The organism is Paenarthrobacter sp. NPDC090517 (assembly GCF_044769165.1).
GTDB lineage: Bacteria > Actinomycetota > Actinomycetes > Actinomycetales > Micrococcaceae > Arthrobacter.
The window spans coordinates 142,902-156,553 of sequence record NZ_JBIVXN010000006.1 but is presented as its reverse complement, the minus strand read 5'-3'; the positions used below and the strand labels follow the sequence as shown (position 1 = coordinate 156,553).

At 60.8% G+C, this 13,652-nt stretch carries 15 protein-coding genes and 1 tRNA gene; 12 read left to right on the top strand and 4 right to left on the bottom strand.

The features are described 5' to 3' along the window. Nucleotides 1–73 precede the first annotated feature (73 nt). Nucleotides 74–253 carry a glycine zipper domain-containing protein gene (locus ACIQTW_RS17925; RefSeq protein ID WP_017199401.1) on the bottom strand — a complete coding sequence of 60 codons (180 nt, stop codon included), beginning with the start codon at nt 251–253 and terminating at the stop codon, nt 74–76. A 23-nt stretch (nt 254–276) separates the two neighbouring features. Then, nucleotides 277–1,506: a multidrug effflux MFS transporter gene (locus ACIQTW_RS17920; protein WP_402939657.1), complete on the bottom strand. Its 1,230-nt coding sequence runs from the start codon at nt 1,504–1,506 to the stop codon at nt 277–279. Between the two features lie 172 nt (nt 1,507–1,678). Here ACIQTW_RS17920 and ACIQTW_RS17915 point away from each other — a divergent pair, with 172 nt between their 5' ends. The 6 genes from ACIQTW_RS17915 to ACIQTW_RS17890 all read left to right on the top strand — a co-directional run bounded on the left by ACIQTW_RS17915 (nt 1,679) and on the right by ACIQTW_RS17890 (nt 7,007). Then, complete coding sequence (locus ACIQTW_RS17915) at nt 1,679–2,527, top strand: phage holin family protein (RefSeq protein WP_402939654.1); 849 nt, start codon at nt 1,679–1,681, stop codon at nt 2,525–2,527. A 46-nt stretch (nt 2,528–2,573) separates the two neighbouring features. Further along, nucleotides 2,574–3,197, top strand: a complete 624-nt coding sequence (locus ACIQTW_RS17910; RefSeq protein ID WP_402939651.1) for a CDP-alcohol phosphatidyltransferase family protein — start codon at nt 2,574–2,576, stop codon at nt 3,195–3,197. Beyond that, nucleotides 3,197–4,102, top strand: a complete 906-nt coding sequence (locus ACIQTW_RS17905; RefSeq protein WP_402939649.1) for a DMT family transporter — start codon at nt 3,197–3,199, stop codon at nt 4,100–4,102. Before ACIQTW_RS17910 ends, ACIQTW_RS17905 begins: the two co-directional genes overlap by 1 nt. 107 nt (nt 4,103–4,209) lie before the next feature. Continuing rightward, a complete protein-coding gene (locus ACIQTW_RS17900; RefSeq protein ID WP_402939646.1) occupies nt 4,210–5,406 on the top strand; it encodes a glycosyltransferase in 1,197 nt (398 codons plus the stop codon). 83 nt (nt 5,407–5,489) lie between these two features. After that, nucleotides 5,490–5,563 (top strand) — tRNA-Ile (locus ACIQTW_RS17895). A 253-nt stretch (nt 5,564–5,816) separates the two neighbouring features. Further along, on the top strand, nt 5,817–7,007 hold the full coding sequence (locus ACIQTW_RS17890) for an acyl-CoA dehydrogenase family protein (protein WP_402939643.1): 1,191 nt from the start codon (nt 5,817–5,819) through the stop codon (nt 7,005–7,007). 56 nt (nt 7,008–7,063) lie between these two features. On the opposite strand, the gene ACIQTW_RS17885 is transcribed toward ACIQTW_RS17890, so the two are convergent. Next, nucleotides 7,064–7,588 (bottom strand): M23 family metallopeptidase, encoded by a 525-nt coding sequence (locus ACIQTW_RS17885; protein WP_402939640.1) that lies wholly within the window; start codon nt 7,586–7,588, stop codon nt 7,064–7,066. A 408-nt stretch (nt 7,589–7,996) separates the two neighbouring features. Between ACIQTW_RS17885 and rpsB the strand changes: the two genes are divergently transcribed. From rpsB to ACIQTW_RS17855, 6 genes are all read left to right on the top strand, one after another. After that, nucleotides 7,997–8,869 carry a 30S ribosomal protein S2 gene (rpsB, locus tag ACIQTW_RS17880; protein ID WP_017199410.1) on the top strand — a complete coding sequence of 291 codons (873 nt, stop codon included), beginning with the start codon at nt 7,997–7,999 and terminating at the stop codon, nt 8,867–8,869. A gap of 121 nt (nt 8,870–8,990) precedes the next feature. Then, nucleotides 8,991–9,827, top strand: coding sequence for a translation elongation factor Ts (gene tsf, locus ACIQTW_RS17875; protein WP_011774217.1), 837 nt, complete (start codon nt 8,991–8,993; stop codon nt 9,825–9,827). Between the two features lie 121 nt (nt 9,828–9,948). Further along, nucleotides 9,949–10,686, top strand: a complete 738-nt coding sequence (pyrH, locus tag ACIQTW_RS17870; RefSeq protein ID WP_402939637.1) for a UMP kinase — start codon at nt 9,949–9,951, stop codon at nt 10,684–10,686. A 116-nt stretch (nt 10,687–10,802) separates the two neighbouring features. After that, nucleotides 10,803–11,360: a ribosome recycling factor gene (gene frr, locus ACIQTW_RS17865; RefSeq protein ID WP_011774219.1), complete on the top strand. Its 558-nt coding sequence runs from the start codon at nt 10,803–10,805 to the stop codon at nt 11,358–11,360. Beyond that, nucleotides 11,360–12,295 (top strand): phosphatidate cytidylyltransferase, encoded by a 936-nt coding sequence (locus ACIQTW_RS17860; RefSeq protein ID WP_402939636.1) that lies wholly within the window; start codon nt 11,360–11,362, stop codon nt 12,293–12,295. The genes frr and ACIQTW_RS17860 overlap by 1 nt, the downstream gene beginning before the upstream one ends. Before the next feature lie 20 nt (nt 12,296–12,315). Continuing rightward, nucleotides 12,316–12,900, top strand: coding sequence for a DivIVA domain-containing protein (locus tag ACIQTW_RS17855; RefSeq protein ID WP_402939633.1), 585 nt, complete (start codon nt 12,316–12,318; stop codon nt 12,898–12,900). A 12-nt stretch (nt 12,901–12,912) separates the two neighbouring features. Here the strand turns inward: ACIQTW_RS17855 and ACIQTW_RS17850 are convergent, their stop codons facing one another. Further along, nucleotides 12,913–13,605 (bottom strand): hypothetical protein, encoded by a 693-nt coding sequence (locus ACIQTW_RS17850; RefSeq protein WP_402939632.1) that lies wholly within the window; start codon nt 13,603–13,605, stop codon nt 12,913–12,915. Nucleotides 13,606–13,652: the final 47 nt, after the last annotated feature.

Sequence of the window (13,652 nt, the reverse complement as noted above, 5' to 3'; positions counted from 1 at the left end):
TCTGCCCTGCAGCAGGCGGTTAGGGGAGGGTTTGGTGACTCTCGACGGCGGCGGGTCGCCGACGGCAGCTAGCCTAGTCCCGCTTCCAAGGGCCAGGATTCACGCGGTACAGCACGGCGGCGCCGATCACGGCACCCAGGATGGCACCAAACAGCGCACTGCCAGCGGCGCGACCGAGAAGGGCGCCTGCGACGGCGCCGAGCAAAGCACCGAGGAACAAGCCCCTGCCGTTGCGGTGCGGTTTATTAGTCATGGTCACAGCCTACGGGGCTGCTGCTAATGGATGGAGGGAACAGAGCGGGGCCGGACTACCAGCCACAATGCGGCGATGGCGCCGGTGATGCAGCCGGCCATGACGGCACCCATGGGGACGGCGGAGCTGACGCCCAGCCAACCGACAACCGGGGGGACAATTCCGGCCATCATGAACTGGGACGCTCCCAGGAGAGATGCAGCGGTGCCCGCTTGTGCGCCGTGGTTGGCCAAGGACAGGACCTGAACACACGGGAACATGAAGCCGGTTGCGCAGATGTAGAACCACAACGGAATAAGGATTCCCAACAGCCCCACCTGAAACAGGTCAAGCACCACGATCAGGAGGGCAGTGAACAGCATGAAGACCGTGGCTCCCGCCACAATCCACTGCGGGGCCACCCGCCGGATCAGGCGGGAGCTGATCTGCACGCCGGCCACGATGCCCAGGGAATTGATGCCGAACAGGATGCCGTATTCCTGCGGCGAGAAGCCATAGACGTTTTGGAAGAGGAACGTGGAGGCCGAGAGGTAGGCGAAAAGCCCGCCGAAGTTCAGGCTTCCTACGAGGACCATGCCCACAAAAATCCTGTCCGTCAGGACGGTCTTATAGCGTTGTGCCACCGTGATGGTGGACTTTCCACGCTGGTCTGCCGGAAGTGTCTCCCGAATGAAGAAGATGGAGGCCAGGATCACCAGCAGGCCATAACCCGCCAGGAAGTAGAAGATGCCCGGCCAGGGGAATGCCAGCAGCAGTTGGGATCCGATGACCGGTGCAAGGATCGGTGCCAGGCCGTTGACAAGTGACATCCTTGAGAACATCCGGACCATGGAATAGCCATGAAAGAGGTCGCGGACCATGGCCATGGCCACCACGCCACCTCCGGCCGCGCCGATTCCCATGAGTACGCGGAATAGGGAGAGCATCCCGATGTCCGTGGCCAGCGCAGCTCCAAGCGAAGAGCCGATGTGCACAGCCGTCGCCAGGATCAAGGGCAGCCGGCGCCCCACCTTGTCACTGAAGGGCCCCACCAGTAGCTGGCCGAGCCCGAAGCCAACGGTTGTCCCGGTCAGTGTGAGCTGAATTGCTGCCGCCGAAACATCAAAACTCTCTTCCAAAGCGGGGAACGCCGGAAGATACAGGTCGATGGTGAAAGGACCCAGGGCAGTCAGTGCACCCAGCAGGAGAATGTAGACAAGTTTTTCGCGTCGGCTCAGAGAATCGCCCGGAGCAATGGGAGAGGTCACGATCATCTATCCTATGGCCCGGATCATATTTATTGGATGTATGACAGGCGCGCCACGGCGGGATCCCGAAAGTTCAGCAGGAACCTGAATGATAGCTTTGAGGACAGGTGTCCGTGGCAATGGTTTTCCGCCGCGTTCGCCCTACACGATGCCCAGAGGAAGCAGTTAGGCGGAACCCATGAGTGGACGTCACACCGGCCGGCCCAGTCAAGGACCAGCCATTCGTACTTTGCCGAAGACCCTCAAGCTCGTAGCAAGGCTGGCTCCGAGGCAACTCAACGACGAAATCGCCCTGGCGAAAGTAGAACTCAAGCGAAAGGCCACACAGGTTGGCATCGCCGGCGCCTTCTTCGGAGTGGCGCTGGTCTTCCTGGCGCTGCTAGTGATCGCGCTGGTTGTCGCAGCGATCCTGGGTTTGGCCACGATCATGCCCGGCTGGCTGGCGGCACTTGTTGTTGCAGCCTTTTTCCTGATCGTTGTGGCTATCGCTTCCTTGATCGGCATCGCCAAATTCAAGAAGGCCATGCCCTTGGTCCCCGAGGACACCATCCGTGGGATCAAGCACGATCTCGGAATCGCCAAGGAAGGTTCTGACTTCGACGAGTCGATCCTTGATCCCAATTCACCTGCCGCCAAGGCAGCCAAGGCTGAAAAGGAAGCAGCTGCGGAGAAGGCCAAGGCAGAAAAGGCTGCAAAGGAAGCCGCCAAGGAAGCAGACGCGGTCAAGGCACCCACCGAAGCTGAGCTTCGCTCCCGCCTGAAGCGGCGCCGTGAACACCTGACCGGTGTCCGCGACGAACTTGGTGAACAGCTGGACGTCAAGAAGCAGGGTCAGGCTTTGTTGGAAAGCGCGAACGGAAAGTTCCAAGAGGGCAAGGAATTCGCTGCAGCGAAGTTTGCCGCCCTTGAAGAATCTGTCCCCGAAAGCCTGACCGAACGGCTTGCCGCCCGGTGGAAGGACCTCGCAGCGTTTGCCACTGCTGCCGTGGTCTTCGTTGTTGCGCTGAGGAAGCTGCTGAAGAAGTAGCAGCTCCCGGCGGCGCCAAACACTGAAGACGAGGAAGGGGGACAGGATGAGATTGATCGGAGCTGGGTCGGACCCCGACCGGCCGCAGGTCGATCATGACCTCATCTTCACTGTCCCCAACATCCTTACGGTCCTTCGGTTCATGGGCGTGCCACTGTTCGTCTGGCTCGTATTGTCGGAGCAGGAGTACGGCTTCGCGGTGCTGGTGCTGGTGATCATGGGCAGTACTGACTGGGTGGATGGCTACATTGCCAGACGCTTCGATCAGACCTCCAAACTTGGACGGATCCTGGATCCGATGGCCGACCGGGCCGCGCTGCTGGCCGTCGCGTTCACGCTGGCGATTGCCGGCGTCGTGCAGTGGTGGTACCTGGCCGCTCTGCTTGTCCCGGACGCTGTCCTGGCCATCGCATCCTTGATCTACTTCCGCAGCCATCCGGACCTGCCGGTGAGCGTTATTGGAAAAATCCGCACGGCGCTGCTGTTGGTGGGCACGCCGTTGCTTGTCCTGTCCAAGCTGCCCATTGCTTTCACCGAGGTCTACTTCGTGGCGGCGTGGACGTTCCTGGGCTTCGGCTTGATCGGCCACTGGATTGCGGCCTACAACTATTTTTGGGCCATCTTGCGTAAGGGTAAAGAATTGAAAACCGACGACGGCGGACGAGGCTGATGGTCTGGCTTGCGGTTTTTCTCGCGGTACTTGGTGCCTTCTTCCTCGCCATCGGCGCCCAGCGGCAAGGCAGTGCGGTAAAAGCCGATACGGGTGGCTTGGCGCTCAGCTCCAATGGGTTCCTGCGGCTCCTGCGCAACCCCCGCTGGATGCTCGGGCTGTTGTTCCTTGCCCTCGGTATGGTGATGAACGCCATCGCTTTGGTGTCCGCACCCCTCACAGTGGTGCAGCCCATCGGCGCCATCGCCCTGGTGATCACAACGGTGGTCAACGCCAAGGACCAAGGCCTCAGCATCAACCGCGCCACTGTGGTGGCCATCAGCGCCTGTGTCACGGGTTCAGCGCTTTTCGTGCTGCTGGCAGTCAATGTCACCCAGGAAAACCATCACGTCAATGCCGACGACGAACTGACGATTGTTCTCCTTCTGGCCCTCGCCGTGGGCATTTTTGGCACCCTGGCCGTGATGTTCAAACACCGCATGAGCGCCTTTATCTACATCCTGGGAGCCGGTGTCCTGTTCGGCTTTGTCGCCGTACTGACCCGCATTATCGGCAAGCACTTGCTCGATCCCAACGGCCTGTTCCTGCTCAATGTCCAGTGGTACACGCTCATTGCCATCGTGGCCGCCGGGGGACTGGGGTCCTGGTTTGTCCAGAGTGCGTACTCAGGGGGCCCGCCCGACCTCGTCATCGCAGGTCTGACCGTTATCGACCCCATGGTGGGCATCGCAATCGGCATCGTGATCCTTGGTGAGCTTCGTCCCGATGTCCACGCCGTGATGGCCATCGCCATGGCCACGGCCGCTACGCTTGCTATCGTGGGGGTTATTGCCCTGAGCCGGCACCATCCGGAAGTCACCAAACGCAAGAAGGACGCGAAGGCGGCTGCCAGCCGGAAGGCTTAGGTCAGAGCTTTACCTTGCGCCACCGCTATTGCGGGCGGCAACCCGGCGACACCGCAGCATTGCCACAAGCAACGCTGTCCGCACCGTGACCATCAGGAGTTCTCCACGTGACCATTCCCGACACCAACAAGCCCCTCACTATTCTGATTGCCGCGGATACCTACCCGCCGCACGTCAACGGTGCCGCCCAGTTCGGCTACCGCCTGGCCAAGGGGATGACTGCACGCGGGCACAACGTGCATGTGTTGGCCTGCCGTCCGGACACGGGCAAGAGCTACACCGAGTTCCGCGACGAAGCCACCGTTCACCGGCTCCGCTCCCATGGTGTCTTCACCCACGAATACTTCAGGATCTGCTTCCCGTGGGAAATCAAGAAGGAAATCAGCCTTCTTTTCGACAAGGTCCAGCCGGACGTCGTCCATATCCAGAGCCACTACATGATCGGCGAGCACGTCCTCTACGAGGCCGTTAAGCGTGGAATCCGGATTGTGGCCACCAACCACTTCATGCCCGAGAACCTCAACCCGTTCCTCCCGTTCCCGCAGTGGTTCAAAGACATCGTTGGCCGGATTTCCTGGAAGGACATGGGCAAGGTCATGGGCCAGGCGGATGTGGTCACTACGCCGACACCACTCGCCGCGAAGGCCATGCACCAGCACGCCTTCCTACGTAAAGTCCTGCCCCTTTCCAACGGGATCGACTCGTCGGCCTACGAGCTCCAGCCCGGCGAGGTCATCGAACCACACGCAAACCCCACGGTCCTGTTCGTGGGCCGCCTCGCCGAAGAGAAGCACATTAACGTGCTGATCGATGCCGTGGCCAAAACCCCGCGCGAACTCAACGTAAACCTGGAAATCGTGGGTGGCGGCGAAGTCCGTCCTGCCCTTGAAGCCCAGGTTGGCAAGCTTGGGCTGGGGGACCGGGTGAGATTCCTTGGGCTTGCCAGCGACGAGGACCTGCGTGAGGCGTACATCAAGGCCGACATCTTCTGCATGCCCGGCACGGCCGAGCTTCAGTCCCTGGTGACGCTGGAGGCCATGTCTGCGTCCACTCCTGTGCTGCTGGCCAACGCCATGGCGCTTCCGCACTTGGTTCGTGACGGGGAGAACGGCTATCTCTTCACGCCGAACGACGCCAATGAACTCGCTGCCAGGATTACCCAGCTGGTGGAGCTTCCCAAGGACGAACTTGAGGCCATGGGCAAGCTCAGCCGCGAGATGGTGGAACCGCACAGCATCAACGGCACCCTCCAGACTTTCGAGGACCTCTACCGGGGCGCGTCCTACGAGGACATGGTGGTGTGACAAAAGCACTGCCCGGCACCTATTAGAATTGCTGGAGTGCTTTGCCCGGTACTACTGTTTTCAGCGGCCGGACCGGGCATCACGGGGCTATAGCTCAGCTGGTTAGAGCGCGGGACTCATAATCCTAAGGTCCTCGGTTCAAGTCCGAGTAGCCCTACTTTTCCAATAACGTCGCAGTTTCAACGCCCTCACCCTCAGGTGGGGGCGTTTGTGGTTTCCAGAACGGAACATGCCGAGGGGCCCTCGCTGTGGACTAACGCCAGCGTTGCGGGGAACGGAGAACCTGCGGTATGTTACTGATCAGTAACTTATTACCCGCCGGTAACTTAGCTGCCCTGCCGCCCCTTGGGTTCAGCGCAGTTGGTCCGGACATGACGTGGTCGCAGGTGACCACCCTTGAAGGAGCGAATATGTCCAACGCTGCATTCGACGCCACCACCCTTCCGTATGCCGACGGTGACTTCTACGCCTTTGAGCAGATGCTGACAGGAAAAGAGCAGGACCGCCTTGCGGAGGTCCGGGAATTCCTGGCGCGTGAGGTCAAGCCCATCGCCGTGGATTGCTGGAACCGTGGCGAGTTCCCCATGGACCTCATTCCCAAGCTCGGTGAACTGGACCTTGTCAGCCCCGTCCGCCGCCAGGGGTACTCCAACCTGTTCGCCGGCATGCTCCACGCCGAAGTGACCCGTGCGGACGCTTCGATTGCTACCTTCATGGGTGTCCATGATGGTCTCTTTACCGGCTCGATTGAAGCCCTCGCGTCGCAGGAGCAGAAGGATGCCTGGCTGCCGGACATTTACTCACTGAAGAAGATTGGCGCCTTCGGGCTGACCGAGCCCCTGGGTGGTTCGGATGTCGCTGGCGGAACGCGCACCACAGCGAGGCGCGACGGCGACAACTGGATCCTCAACGGCGCCAAGCGCTGGATCGGCAACGCCACCTTCTCCGATTGGGTGGTCATCTACGCCAAGGACGTGGCGGACAACCAAGTCAAGGCGTTCCTGGTGGACGCCTCCCTGCCCGGCTACTCGGCCACCAGGATTGAAAACAAGATCTCCCTGCGTACGGTGCAGAACGCGGACATCATTCTGGACAATGTGGTGGTTCCCGACTTCTTCAAGCTCGCCAACGGTAACAGCTTCCGCGATACAAACAAGGTCCTCAAAGTAACCCGCCTGGCCGTCGCGTGGCAGGCTGTGGGGCTGCAGATGGCTGCCTTCGATGTTGCACGCAGCTACGCTGTGGAGCGCCAGCAGTTCGGGCGTCCGCTTGCCGCGTTCCAGTTGGTGCAAAACCAACTGGTTCAAATCCTCGGAAATACTGTTGCCTCCATGGGCATGATGGTTCGTCTGGCCCAGCTCGAAGACGCCGGTGTGGCCAAGGATGAACAGTCGGCTCTGGCAAAGGCTTTCACTACAGCGCGTATGCGCGAAAGTGTCGCCTTGGGGCGCGGCATCCTGGGTGGTAACGGCATCGTCACGGACTACGGCATGGCCAAGATCTTCTCGGATGCAGAAGCCATCTACTCTTACGAGGGCACACACGAAATCAACACCCTGGTGACCGGCCGTGCCATCACTGGAGTTTCGGCCATCGTCTAGAACGTCCGCCGAAGTAGCAGGGGAGGTGCGGCGGGGACTTTGGCGTTGCCGGCAGCTCACTTGAGCGGCAGCAGTACGGATGGCCGCATGTCCGACACGAAGCCCAGCGGATTGACGTAGTCCTCGGCGCGGCGCACGCCCCAATGCAGGCAAGTGGCGCTGCTGCAGTGGCCGGCTTCCAAGGTGCCGATGACCTGCCCCTTGCGGACAGCGTCTCCGCTTTTGAGTTCGCTGGTCACGGGTTCGAAGCTGCTCTTGAGGTTGTTGCCCTGATCGATGGTCAGTACCGGGCGATCAACCACGACGCCGGCAAAGGTCACCACGCCATCAGACGGCGCGGTGACCGGAGCGCCGTCGGGAGTTGGTCCCAGGTCCACACCGCGATGCCCGCTGAGCCACGGTTTGTCCGGCGGGTCGAATGTCCGAAGGACGGAAGGCCTGGGGGACAGTGGCCAACTCCACTGAGCCTGTCCCGACTGTGTAATCGTGGGATCCGGACTTGCCGGCGTAGCTGAGCTTGCGTTGCCAAAAGCCATGGCGGCGGCAAGGAGTGTGGTCAATGTGAGCTTGAGAACGGTCATGGAACCAGCCTTCCGGAGCAACCCCGGCGATGCGATACGTTGACTGCCGTATGTGGACAAAGGGTGGGTTTCCCGCGGTCAAATCAATGGGGTCGCTGTAGTACACTTGGTGGAGCAGTTTGCTGTGCCCTCAAGCTTGTTCAGGAGCATGTCTCATTCAGATATGTGAGGGTCCCAGGCTGACTACGCGTATCCAGCCCTCCACCAGCTAAGCCTCATGGCTTCATGCTGCGGAGGATTGCGCCTCTTGCGGTCCGGCCGAGCTTAGGCTCTGTGCCGGATGAGAAGTGCAATGGATGCCAGGAGCCACGCCCAACCGGGCAAAGGCTAAACAACCGTCAACTATTGGCAGGGTAAGAGCAGTCCCATGGGCTCTCTCATGAATGACCTGCCGGAAGGAGCGTCGGCATGCCCGTCGTAACTATGCGCCAGCTGCTTGACAGCGGCGTCCACTTTGGACACCAGACCCGTCGTTGGAACCCGAAGATGAAGCGCTTCATCTTCACGGAGCGCAACGGCATCTACATCATTGACCTTCAGCAGTCGCTGTCCTACATCGACCGCGCCTACGAGTTCGTCAAGGCTACTGTCGCCCACGGCGGCACCGTCCTGTTCGTTGGCACCAAGAAGCAGGCTCAGGAAGCAATTGCCGAGCAGGCTACCCGCGTTGGCCAGCCCTACGTCAACCAGCGTTGGTTGGGCGGTATGCTCACCAACTTCCAGACCGTCGCCAAGCGCATCCAGCGCATGAAGGAACTCGAAGAGATCAACTTCGACGACGTCGCTGGCTCGGCTTACACCAAGAAGGAGCTCCTGCTCCTCAAGCGTGAACTCACCAAGCTTGAGTCCAACCTCGGTGGTATCCGCAACCTGACCAAGGCTCCCTCGGTTCTCTGGGTTGTTGACACCAAGAAGGAACACCTTGCTGTCGACGAAGCCAAGAAGCTGAACATCCCGGTTGTTGCCATCCTGGACACCAACTGCGACCCCGACGAAGTTGACTTCCCGATCCCGGGTAACGACGACGCCATCCGCTCCGTCAACCTGCTCACCCGCGTTGTTGCCGACGCCGTAGCTGAGGGCCTCATCGCCCGTAACCAGCGCGCAACGGGCACCACCGAAGCTCCGGAAGAGCCGCTGGCTGAGTGGGAGCGCGAGCTCCTCGAAGGCAGCAAGGCCGAAGAAGCAGCGGCAACCGAGGCACCGGCAGCAGAAGCTCCCGCAGCCGAGGCTCCCGAAGCAACTGAAGCTGCAGCCGGCGAAGCCGAAGCAGCCAAGTAAATCTGGACCTTCCCTGATGCTGGATACAGCGTCGGGGGCAACTGACAGGATGGCGGCTCACACGGTGGGCTGCCGTCCTGTCAGTCCGTAAACACACAAATTTCTAGACAGAGGGGTTCACATGGCGAACTACACTGCTGCTGACATCAAGGCCCTGCGCGAGCGCACCGGCGCCGGCATGATGGACGTCAAGAAGGCTCTTGACGAAGCCAACGGTGACGCTGAGAAGGCCATCGAGATCATCCGCATCAAGGGCCTCAAGGGTGCTACCAAGCGCGAAGGCCGTTCCACTGCTGAAGGCCTGGTTGCTGCCAAGGTCAACGGCGGCGTCGGCGTAATGATCGAGGTCAACTGCGAGACTGACTTCGTCGCCAAGGCTGACAAGTTCATCCAGCTGGCTGACAAGGTCCTCAACGTTGCAGTCGAGTCCGGCGCAGCCGACCTCGAGACCCTGCTGGCCACCGAGGTCGACGGCAAGCCGTTGTCCGAGGTTGTCGTCGAAGAAGGCGCAGTCCTCGGCGAGAAGGTTGTTGTCCGCCGTATCTCCCGCGTTGAGGGCACCACGGTTGACGCTTACCTGCACAAGACGTCCAAGGACCTCCCGGCTCAGGTCGGCGTGCTGTTCGCTGTCGACGGTGAAGGCGAAGCCGCTGCCACCGCCGCACACGACATTGCTGTCCACGTTGCAGCCATGGCACCGAACTACCTGACCCGCGAGGATGTCCCGGCCGAACTGGTCGAGTCCGAGCGCCGCATCGCGGAAGAGACTGCAAAGGCTGAAGGCAAGCCCGAAGCTGCTCTTTCCAAGATCGTGGAAGGCCGCGTGACGGGCTTCTACAAGGGTGAAGTTCTGGTTGATCAGGCATTCGCCAAGGACTCCAAGAAGACTGTTGCACAGGTCCTCGAAGAAGCCGGCGTCAAGGCAACCGCAGTAACCCGTTTCCGCGTCGGAAACTAGTAATTCATGAAAAGGGGTGGTCACTTCGGTGGCCGCCCCTTTTTCATGCACCCGTCCGGGTAGTACCTGCGCGGACCCACAGCACGATAATCTAGCCAGAGTCCACCAACGGGAAGGCACCATGGAAACCGTCAACACTGCTATCCAGCCCGAGAAGACCCGTCGACGTGTACTTCTGAAACTTTCCGGCGAAGTCATCGGCGGAGGCAAGCTCGGCGTCGATCCTGAGACCGTACGCGCCATCGCCAAGCAAATCGCGGCAGCAGTCACCGAGGTAGAAGTGGCAATTGTTGTTGGCGGCGGCAACTTCTTCCGCGGCGCCGAACTGTCGCAAAGCGGTATGGACCGCTCCCGCGCCGATTACATGGGCATGCTGGGCACTGTGATGAACTGCTTGGCCCTCCAGGACTTCCTGGAGCAGGCGGGTGTAGAGACCAGGGTCCAGAGCGCCATCACCATGGGCCAGGTCGCGGAGGCCTACATTCCCCGCCGCGCAATCCGCCACATGGAAAAGGGCCGGGTGGTCATTTTCGGCGCAGGCGCCGGTTTGCCCTACTTCTCCACTGACACCGTTGCTGCACAGCGCGCCCTCGAAGTGCACGCAGACGTGGTCCTCATGGCGAAGAGTGGTGTGGACGGCGTCTACACTGCTGATCCCAAGAAGGACCCCTCAGCCGAGAAGTTGGATGTCCTCAGCTACGATGACGCCTTGCGCCGTGACATCCGGGTCATGGACCAGACTGCAATGACCATGTGCAAGGACAATAGTCTATCCATGGTGGTGTTCGGCATGGAGGGTGAGGGCAACGTTACCCGCGCCATCCTGGGCGAAACGCTGGGAACCTTGGTTACCCCCTAGCAAGGGCTAGGATATTTCTAGGACCGTCCGCCCTTGGTGGCGGATCTTTACTGTGCATTGAGTTACTGTGCATTGCCGCCTGTAGTTGGGTAGCAACTATTTCTGAGGAGAAACCCGTGATCGAAGAGACCTTGCTCGAAGCCGGCGAGAAGATGGATAAGGCGGTGGAGGTAGCCAAGGACGATTTCGCGTCGATCCGCACTGGCCGGGCCAACCCCGCCCTCTACAACAAGGTGATCGTCGAGTACTACGGCACACCTACCCCGCTTCAACAGCTGGCCTCCTTCGGTGTTCCGGATGCCCGGACCATCCTGATCACCCCTTACGACAAGACCGCGTTGCGCGACATTGAGAAGGCACTGAGCGACTCTGAGGTTGGCGCCAACCCTTCCAACGACGGCAACGTCATCCGCGTGACCATCCCGGAGCTCACCAAGGAGCGACGCAAGGAGTACGTGAAGATCGTCAAGGGCAAGGGTGAGGACGCGAAGGTATCCATCCGAAGCATCCGCCGTAAGGCAAAGGACTCCCTGGACAAGCTCGTCAAAGACGGCGAAGCCGGAGAAGACGAGGGTGCACGCGCTGAGAAGGAACTCGACGCCCTGACCAAGCAGCACGTGGACAGCATCGACGAACTGCTCAAGCGCAAGGAAGCCGAGCTGCTCGAGGTCTGATGAACCAGGCTGAGCCGGCGCCCGCTGAGCGGGTCCCGACACGCGATACCCCCAAGCGCGTCAGGCGCGTGCGGAAGAACCCCACCCCCAAGGCAGGCCGGAATCTTCCGGCGGCCATCGGCGTCGGGCTTGCCATGCTTTTGGCCGTTTTGGGTGGATTGCTTTTCCTCCCGCTGGGATTCGTCCTGCTCACTACTGCTTTCGCGGTACTGGGTGTTTGGGAGGTCTTCCGGGCGCTTGAGGCGCAGGGGACCAGGATGCCGATCGTTCCCGTGATGATCGGCAGCCTGGTGATGCCGGTATCGGCCTATTTCGGCGGACTTGAGGGTTTGCTTTTCACTATGACGGCGAGTTCGGTGGCCGTTTTGCTGTGGCGCTCGATCGAGAGCGCTGCGGGGGCGCCGCGCAGCGTGTTTGCCGGCGTTTTCACCCTGGCCTGGGTTCCGTTCCTTATTAGCTTCGCAGCATTACCGCTCCACGCCAGCGGTGGCGCCACCCCCTTCGGCTTCTGGCCAAACGGGATTCCGGACGGTGCGTGGCAGATAGCCACATTGTTGCTGTTGGTAGTCTCGAATGACACGTTCGGCTACATCGTTGGTGCCACTTTCGGTAAGCACCCTATGGCCCCCAAGATCAGTCCCAAAAAGTCCTGGGAGGGTTTCGCCGGGTCGGTGGGCGGGGCCATGGTCATTGGTGTGCTCGCCTGCATCTTCCTACTCGATAAGCCATGGTGGGTTGGGCTTGTGCTGGCAGTTGGCATGGTGGCCGCATCAACTGCAGGAGACCTTGCTGAGTCCATGGTCAAACGCGAACTTGGCGTCAAGGACATGAGCAGCATCCTGCCCGGCCATGGTGGCGTGATGGACCGCTTGGACTCCATCGTGTTCGCAGCCCCTGTAGCCTATGTTCTGTTCGCGCTGCTGAGCGGCGTCTGACAACCAATGAAGGAAAATTAGTGGCCTTGGATATTCGACGCCAGATTCCCGCAACGTTCGATCGCGTGGAGCGCAGCAAGTACGGCTATAACGCCAAGCAAGTGGATGAGTTCCTCCAGCGAGCCAGGACGTCGTTTGAGAACCCTGTAGGCACAGCCGACCAAGTGGCCAGCGCAGATGTGCGGGCTGTGACTTTCGACCCGGTCAAGGGGGGTTACGACGCAAATAGCGTGGATGCTGCGCTGGACCGGCTGGAGGACGCCCTTGCTCGTCGGGAGAGGGACGACCTCATCAGCCGGCAGGGCGAGGAGGCCTGGCTGCGTGAGATTGGCAAGCTCTCCGGAATCCTGCGCGGCAGGTTGCACCGGCCCGACGGCGAGCGCTTCCGGCGCCCGTCCGGGAAGAGGACCCGCAGCTACAACGTCCAGGATGTCGACGCCTTGTGTGCCGAGCTCATTGGGTACCTCGAGCACGATCAGGCCCTGAGCGTAGACACTGTGCGTCGTGCTGTTTTTCGTGCGGCCAAGGGTGCTGACGGCTACGAAGAGGCACAGGTAGATGCCTTTCTCGAGCGTGTTGTAGAGCTCATGGCGGCCATTGATTAGTCGAACGGCGGCCTAATGCGGGGTGGGGGAGATTGGCTGGTTGATCTTCCACACCGCGTAATACCGGCGCCCGCCGCGGACCATGGTGAATGCGAAAAAGCCCAGTGCGGCCACCACAGCCACGCTGATTGAGACGGGTGTGGGCACCTGAAAGACAGTCAAGATTGAGCCGATCAGCAGTGCAAGCAACGCCGAGTTAGCCGTCATGATGAACATCATGCTGCTGCCTGCTACTTGGCTGAATGAGCCCCGCCCGCCCAGGAAATAGTACGTCTGCTCCGAGCCTGCCTCGTCGTCGTGGTAGCCGGCCATCAAGTAGCGCGCCATGCCGGGATCGAGCTCGACGTAGGCGGCACGCAACCTGTTCATGGCGAGGACGTACATGAGGTCCTCCATGCCGACGTTTAAGACCCGGATCTGTGTTAATAGTCCTACGACGACGTCGATGCTGAGGATCGTCAGCGCGAAGGCCCTGAAGTCATCTGAAAATTGGGTGGCGTTACCTACGAGCGCTACGCTGAGCAGGCTTGCCGACGTGAAAGTCAGGAACATGCTGATGCGGGTGAGGACTTCGCCTTGGGTGGTACTCCTCGAAGCAAGCAGGCTCCAGTGTTCCGTGGCCAGCAGTTGCGCCCGGACGCTGGGAGATAGCTCCGTGGGTGGCGCTGGCGGTTCCTGGCTCGCGGTACCCGCTTCGTCGGACATGGCGTTATTGTCCACCCTGTAGGGGCCGCGGACAACGGCTTGCTGCT

What these genes read in the sequence shown, in the direction of transcription:
- ACIQTW_RS17925 (WP_017199401.1), bottom strand. Translation starts at nt 253, where the DNA reads ATGACTAATAAACCGCACCGCAACGGCAGGGGCTTGTTCCTCGGTGCT.
- ACIQTW_RS17920 (WP_402939657.1), bottom strand. Translation starts at nt 1,506, where the DNA reads ATGATCGTGACCTCTCCCATTGCTCCGGGCGATTCTCTGAGCCGACGC.
- ACIQTW_RS17915 (WP_402939654.1), top strand. Translation starts at nt 1,679, where the DNA reads ATGAGTGGACGTCACACCGGCCGGCCCAGTCAAGGACCAGCCATTCGT.
- ACIQTW_RS17910 (WP_402939651.1), top strand. Translation starts at nt 2,574, where the DNA reads ATGAGATTGATCGGAGCTGGGTCGGACCCCGACCGGCCGCAGGTCGAT.
- ACIQTW_RS17905 (WP_402939649.1), top strand. Translation starts at nt 3,197, where the DNA reads ATGGTCTGGCTTGCGGTTTTTCTCGCGGTACTTGGTGCCTTCTTCCTC.
- ACIQTW_RS17890 (WP_402939643.1), top strand. Translation starts at nt 5,817, where the DNA reads ATGTCCAACGCTGCATTCGACGCCACCACCCTTCCGTATGCCGACGGT.
- ACIQTW_RS17885 (WP_402939640.1), bottom strand. Translation starts at nt 7,588, where the DNA reads ATGACCGTTCTCAAGCTCACATTGACCACACTCCTTGCCGCCGCCATG.
- rpsB (WP_017199410.1), top strand. Translation starts at nt 7,997, where the DNA reads ATGCCCGTCGTAACTATGCGCCAGCTGCTTGACAGCGGCGTCCACTTT.
- tsf (WP_011774217.1), top strand. Translation starts at nt 8,991, where the DNA reads ATGGCGAACTACACTGCTGCTGACATCAAGGCCCTGCGCGAGCGCACC.
- pyrH (WP_402939637.1), top strand. Translation starts at nt 9,949, where the DNA reads ATGGAAACCGTCAACACTGCTATCCAGCCCGAGAAGACCCGTCGACGT.
- ACIQTW_RS17860 (WP_402939636.1), top strand. Translation starts at nt 11,360, where the DNA reads ATGAACCAGGCTGAGCCGGCGCCCGCTGAGCGGGTCCCGACACGCGAT.
- ACIQTW_RS17850 (WP_402939632.1), bottom strand. Translation starts at nt 13,605, where the DNA reads ATGTCCGACGAAGCGGGTACCGCGAGCCAGGAACCGCCAGCGCCACCC.